This is a genomic window from Arthrobacter sp. P1_B4, from assembly GCF_056406555.1.
The window spans coordinates 1-5,123 of sequence record NZ_JBFTZW010000143.1 but is presented as its reverse complement, the minus strand read 5'-3'; the positions used below and the strand labels follow the sequence as shown (position 1 = coordinate 5,123).

Sequence of the window (5,123 nt, the reverse complement as noted above, 5' to 3'; positions counted from 1 at the left end):
GCCCTGTTGTCCCCGTCGGTGCGTTGAATACGCCTCGACGCTGCTGACACCCAATTCGACGCACACTCGGATTGCGGGATTGCGGCTGCCATCGCGGGCGGTTGATAGCGGCATAGGCTTCCCGACGACGTCGGGCACGCTTACGGTGGGCAAGAGGAGCAGGACACAAGGCCTTAGAAGGGACCCACCATGCTGATCTGCGCAACTTGCGCCGTGGAACACGACGAACCTGCCCCGGGGGTTTGCCCGATCTGCGCCGATGAGCGGCAGTATGTGCCCGATGACGGACAAAAGTGGCTCACACTGGACGGGCTGGCGCAGGAGGGCCAGCAAACGGTGTTGAAGGAGAACGAGCCGGGCCTTGTCGGGATCCGGACGGAGCCAAGAGTCGGGATCGGCCAGACCGCCCAGCTTGTGGCGACACACGAGGGTTCGCTGTTGTGGGATCCGGTCGGATATGTCGACGACAGAGCTGTGAAGGCAGTGCTCGAGCGGGGCCCGGTCCTGGCGATCGCTGCCAGCCATCCGCACATGTTCGGCGTGCAGGTCGAATGGTCGCATCGGCTCGGCGGCGTCCCCGTACTCGTGGCCGACGCAGACCGGCTATGGCTGGGGCGCAATGATCCGATCATCGAATACTGGTCCGGCAGTCAAACCATCGCAGAAGGGTTGACCCTGCACCAGACCGGGGGCCATTTCCCGGGCAGCGCGGTGGTGCACTGGGCTGCAGGAGCCGGCGGCAAAGGAGTTCTGCTGACCGGTGACAGCGTGTATCCGAATCCAGACCGTCGCTCCATCGCCTTCATGCGCAGCTACCCGAACCACGTGCCGTTATCCGGCGCGGTGGCGGTGCGAATCGCCGCACAACTGGGAGAGCTCAAGTTCGACCGAATCTATGGCAACTTCAACAATGTAATCGCGTCCGGCGCCAAGGCCATTCTGCACGATTCCGCACAACGGCACGCTGCTTGGGCGCGCGGCGACTTCGACCATTTGACCTGATCAGTCCATTTCCCCTTTTGCGTTAGCGTGGGATCAAGCGCCGCAATAGACGTCAGAGGTATCCGAGCCATCATGGCGACAGGAGGACCCCGGGTTCTTACGGCGCACCCATCCCGTCCCCCTATGAAAGCCGAAGAAGCGGAGTAACAGTGAAGGCCATCGTGTACGAAAAGACAGGACCCTCGTCCGTGATGACCCTTCAGGACAGGCCACTGCCGGCACCCGGACCGGGCCAGGTCAGAGTCCGGGTGGTGGTCTCCGGCGTCAATCCCACCGACTGGAAGTCCAGGGCCGGCGGCGGGAGCGGAAGCAGGCTGGCGGCACCAAAAGTGCCCAACCAAGATGGTGCCGGCGTTATCGACGAGCTTGGATCCGGCGTGCCGGGGCTGTCCGTCGGCGATCGTGTTTGGCTCTGGGACGTCGCCTGGGGCGGCACCGAGGGCACAGCCCAGGAGTACGTGACGGTGCCGGCCGCGCAGGCGGTTGCCCTTCCAGACATGGAATCCTTCGACACGGGCGCATCCCTGGGGATCCCGGCACTGACGGCACATCGTGCACTGACCGCCAGCCAGGACGGGCCGGCCAGGCTTTCGCCGGGCGCCCTGGGAGGGCGGGTGGTGCTGGTCACCGGTGGCGCGGGTGCGGTGGGCCACGCGGCCATTCAGCTCGCCCGCTGGGCCGGGGCAACCGTCATCGCGACCGTGAGCGGGGAGCGGAAAGGTGAACTTGCCCGCCGGGCCGGCGCGCACAGTGTGATCAACTACCGCACTGCCGACGTCCCGCGGGCCGTGCATGAGGCAGCCCCTGGCGGCGTTGATACGATCGTCGACGTCAATGCTCCGGCGAACATCGGCAATGACCTCAAGGTGGTGAAGCCGGGGGGAACCATTTCCATTTATGCTGCCAACCCCGGCGAATCCTTGGCCATACCCATTCGCGAGAGCATGGGCAAGAACGTCCGATTCCAGTTCATCCTCACGTACACCGTGACGGAGCAGCAGAAGGCGGCGGCCGTTGCCGCCGTCGCCGAGGCCCTGAAAGCGGGGGCATTGCGGGTCGGCGATGAACACGGACTGCCCCTCACCCGCTTTCGACTCGAGGAAACCGCGGCAGCGCACGACGCCGTAGAACAAGGCTTCGTCGGGAAGGTCCTGGTCGACGTGTCCGCGGCCTGATCCCCTCTGCTTGCGCCGGCCCAGCTGGGCCGCTCACCTACGCGGATCGCTGCTGGCTACCGCGGCGGGGTGTTCCCTCCGGCCCGTGGCGGCGCCGCACAGCTCTCCGTTCGCGAGGTGGAGACCTGCCTTGCGGCCATCGTTGCCAGCCCTGTCAGGAATTCCTCCACGTCAGGGCTGCGGGGACACCTCAGGTCCCGGCGCGGGACCCGCGACAGTACCTTGATCCTCCCTCGGGTCCCTTGCGATGTGACGGCCTCCACCGCTTCCGCCGACACTCATTGCGCCGGGTACGATCGGCTCTCCACCTGTGGCCGCCTCGCCGCCCCGGGGCGTCGGTGCCGGGGCATGGTCCGGATCGACCACCGGAGAGAACGCCTCACCATCGATGCCAGCGCCGTCGGCTTCAGTAGATTCGCGTTTCGTCGGTGCGGGCGCATCATTTTCAGGAACCTCACTCATGACCCCACGCTAGGCCTTCCCACCCAGCGTGTCGAGGCTCGGCTCCGCCGCCGAAGAACACAGCTTGCGGCATTCACTCCAGCACCCGGCTGCCCCTTTCTTGGACCGAAGTCGGCGCTCCCTTTTCGCCTTGCGAACTACTAAGCATGCTGATTAAATACTTGTGACGATCGGGTTCGACGTCGACGGAAAGGGCCACCAATTCGGGTTCTGCCCAACACGGGGCACGCACTCGCGTCCAAACGGGAGGTTTAGGAGTAGATGACCAAAACGGAAGACGCCGCAGGCACAGTTAAGTACAGGCTCCGCGATGTCCTTCAGGGGCAGGTCCTATGCCTGGCCGGCGCCAACTTCGCAGTCGTAGCCAAGCGCCGCCAGGACCGGCTTGTCCACCTCGACCTGGAGACAGACGACAAGGCATCGGCAGCGTTGATAGGTATGCCCGGCGCACGGGTCCGACTCCTCGAGGGTACGTCGGCGACGCCTCAATAAGGAGGAGAAAAATGGCCCCCGATGGTCCCGGCCCCTAGGACGACTGGGTGGGTGGTATCCACGAGTTCCCTCAGCAGGTGGAGCGGCCCAGCAATGTGCGCAGGTGGACCGACGATCTGCTCCCCCCGGTGGAAGCCGACCGTGATCCGCTGGGAGTCATGCATCCAGTCACCACAGGGGTTCACTGGAAGAGGCGGCAGAACTCTATGAGAAGTTCCAGAAGAAACAAGATGGCTGCATCACGGTTGTACTCAGGCCCTGCTCTCCAGAGCAAGGGTGAGTTATCCCCCTCAAATCACACTGAGGAGAACGCATGCGCATTGTCATAACCGGAGCCACGGGACACGTCGGTACGGCACTCTTGCAGCGCCTCCAGGAAGCCCGCGCCGAGGAGGACGCCAGTCTTGAGCTCGTCGGTGTTGCCCGCCGCGAACCCGAGAAGGACGCGGCCCCGTACCGCGACGTGGAGTGGCATTCGATAGATCTCGGGACCCCCAGTGCCCAGTCCGCCTTGGAGACGGCCCTCACCGGGGCCGACGCCCTGGTCCACTTGGCGTGGCTGATCCAGCCCAATCATGATCGGGAGCTCCTTCGCCGGACCAACGTGGCGGGGACTGCCCAGGTCCTTGCGGCAGCCCGTACCGCCGGAACCGGGCAGGTCGTGTGCGCATCGTCAGTGGGCGCCTACTCCCCCGCTCCCAAATCCCCGAGGACCAAGGAGAGCTGGCCGGCCGGCGGCATCCAGGGCTCCCATTACAGCGAGGACAAGGCTGCGCAAGAGAAGCTCTTGGACGGCTTCGCAAAGGAGAACCCCGACGTCGTCGTGGCACGGCTCCGACCCGCGCTGACGTTCAGCGCAGAGGCCGGGAGCGAGGTGGGCCGCTATTTTCTTGGCAGTGTCCTGGCACGGCTCGTTCCCCGTAGGCCGCGGCTGCCCGTGGTGCCCATTCCGCAGGAGCTGGTTTTCCAGGCGGTGCACGCCGCCGACGTCGCGGACGCCTACTGGCGCGTGCTGCAGAGGCGGGCTCGCGGTGCCTTCAACATCGCGGCCGAACCCGTCCTGGATCCCAATGCGCTGGGGTGGGTTTTCAATGCTCGCCGGGTGATGCCGTTACCGCTTCCGGTACTGCGCGCCGTCGTCGAGGTCAGTTGGCGCTTGCGGCTGCAAGCGACCGACGGCGGGTGGATTGACATGGCGTCCGGCGCACCCGTCATGGATACCGCGCGGGCGCACGACCTCCTGGGATGGACCCCACGACGGTCCTCGCTCGAGTCATTGACCGAAATGCTGGACGGCCTGGGGTCCGGCAAAGGCCGGGAGACTTCGCCCCCGCTCGCGCCGCGGTAACGGTCCACGCAGCCCGACGCCCCCGGACCCGCCGACTAAAACTGAATATTCTCTCAATCGCAAAAGGGAGACATCATGCAACAGAGACAAAATGCAATGGCGAAAATCGTGCGCGCCACCGTGGTCTCGTTCCTCTTTGCTGGCGGCATGGCTTTCATGCCGGTCCAGGCGGATGCCAGTGCCGCAACGCCCCCGCAGGTGACCAGCTCGGCGCTCGAGGACGTCAGGCTGCCCCTTGGCCTGCAATCCATCGCATCCCCGTCCTCAATGTCGCCGTCGCCGTCGCCCAGCAATCCGGTCGATCCGGGGACCGGAGAAACTAAGGAAGCGAAGGACACCCGCGTCGAATACGCGCCATACGTCATCGCGGCAGTAATCGTCGTCGTGATCGTGGCCAGCGTGATCTTCTGGCGCGGGCGCAAAGTTTCGCATCCGAGGAAATCCGGCTGAAACTCCGGGACGCCTTGCGTTTGGCAGAAGCTCATGGGAAAGCCCGTTCTGGGTGGTCTCTACCGGAGCCTCTGGCAGTTGCGAACAACAGCGAATATAATAAGCATGCTGATCAATTCGCTCTCAGCAAGTGTGGACGAAACCGAAGGAGATAACGTGAGCACTCGAGTCGAAAAGCGTGTCCTGGTCAACGT

5 protein-coding genes and 1 pseudogene are annotated in these 5,123 nt (G+C 64.7%); all 6 read left to right on the top strand.

What is annotated here, in order from left to right; genetic code table 11:
* The first annotated feature begins 189 nt into the window (after positions 1-189).
* The 6 genes and pseudogenes from AC1D1W_RS19850 (at position 190) to AC1D1W_RS19825 (ending at position 4,929) form a co-directional block, all read left to right on the top strand.
* Positions 190-1,002 carry an MBL fold metallo-hydrolase gene (locus tag AC1D1W_RS19850; RefSeq protein WP_243177918.1) on the top strand — a complete coding sequence of 271 codons (813 nt, stop codon included), beginning with the start codon at positions 190-192 and terminating at the stop codon, positions 1,000-1,002.
* Between the two features lie 149 nt (positions 1,003-1,151).
* Positions 1,152-2,177 carry an NADPH:quinone reductase gene (locus AC1D1W_RS19845; protein ID WP_476944601.1) on the top strand — a complete coding sequence of 342 codons (1,026 nt, stop codon included), beginning with the start codon at positions 1,152-1,154 and terminating at the stop codon, positions 2,175-2,177.
* A 723-nt stretch (positions 2,178-2,900) separates the two neighbouring features.
* The gene (locus tag AC1D1W_RS19840; RefSeq protein ID WP_243177920.1) at positions 2,901-3,131 is read left to right on the top strand and encodes a hypothetical protein; all 231 of its coding nucleotides are present in this window, start codon (positions 2,901-2,903) and stop codon (positions 3,129-3,131) included.
* A gap of 92 nt (positions 3,132-3,223) precedes the next feature.
* Positions 3,224-3,411 (top strand): annotated as a pseudogene (locus AC1D1W_RS19835) (glutathione-dependent formaldehyde dehydrogenase); the annotation flags it as partial.
* A gap of 33 nt (positions 3,412-3,444) precedes the next feature.
* Positions 3,445-4,479: an NAD-dependent epimerase/dehydratase family protein gene (locus tag AC1D1W_RS19830; protein ID WP_476944600.1), complete on the top strand. Its 1,035-nt coding sequence runs from the start codon at positions 3,445-3,447 to the stop codon at positions 4,477-4,479.
* Positions 4,480-4,575: 96 nt separating this feature from the next.
* Positions 4,576-4,929 (top strand): hypothetical protein, encoded by a 354-nt coding sequence (locus AC1D1W_RS19825; RefSeq protein WP_476944599.1) that lies wholly within the window; start codon positions 4,576-4,578, stop codon positions 4,927-4,929.
* Positions 4,930-5,123: the final 194 nt, after the last annotated feature.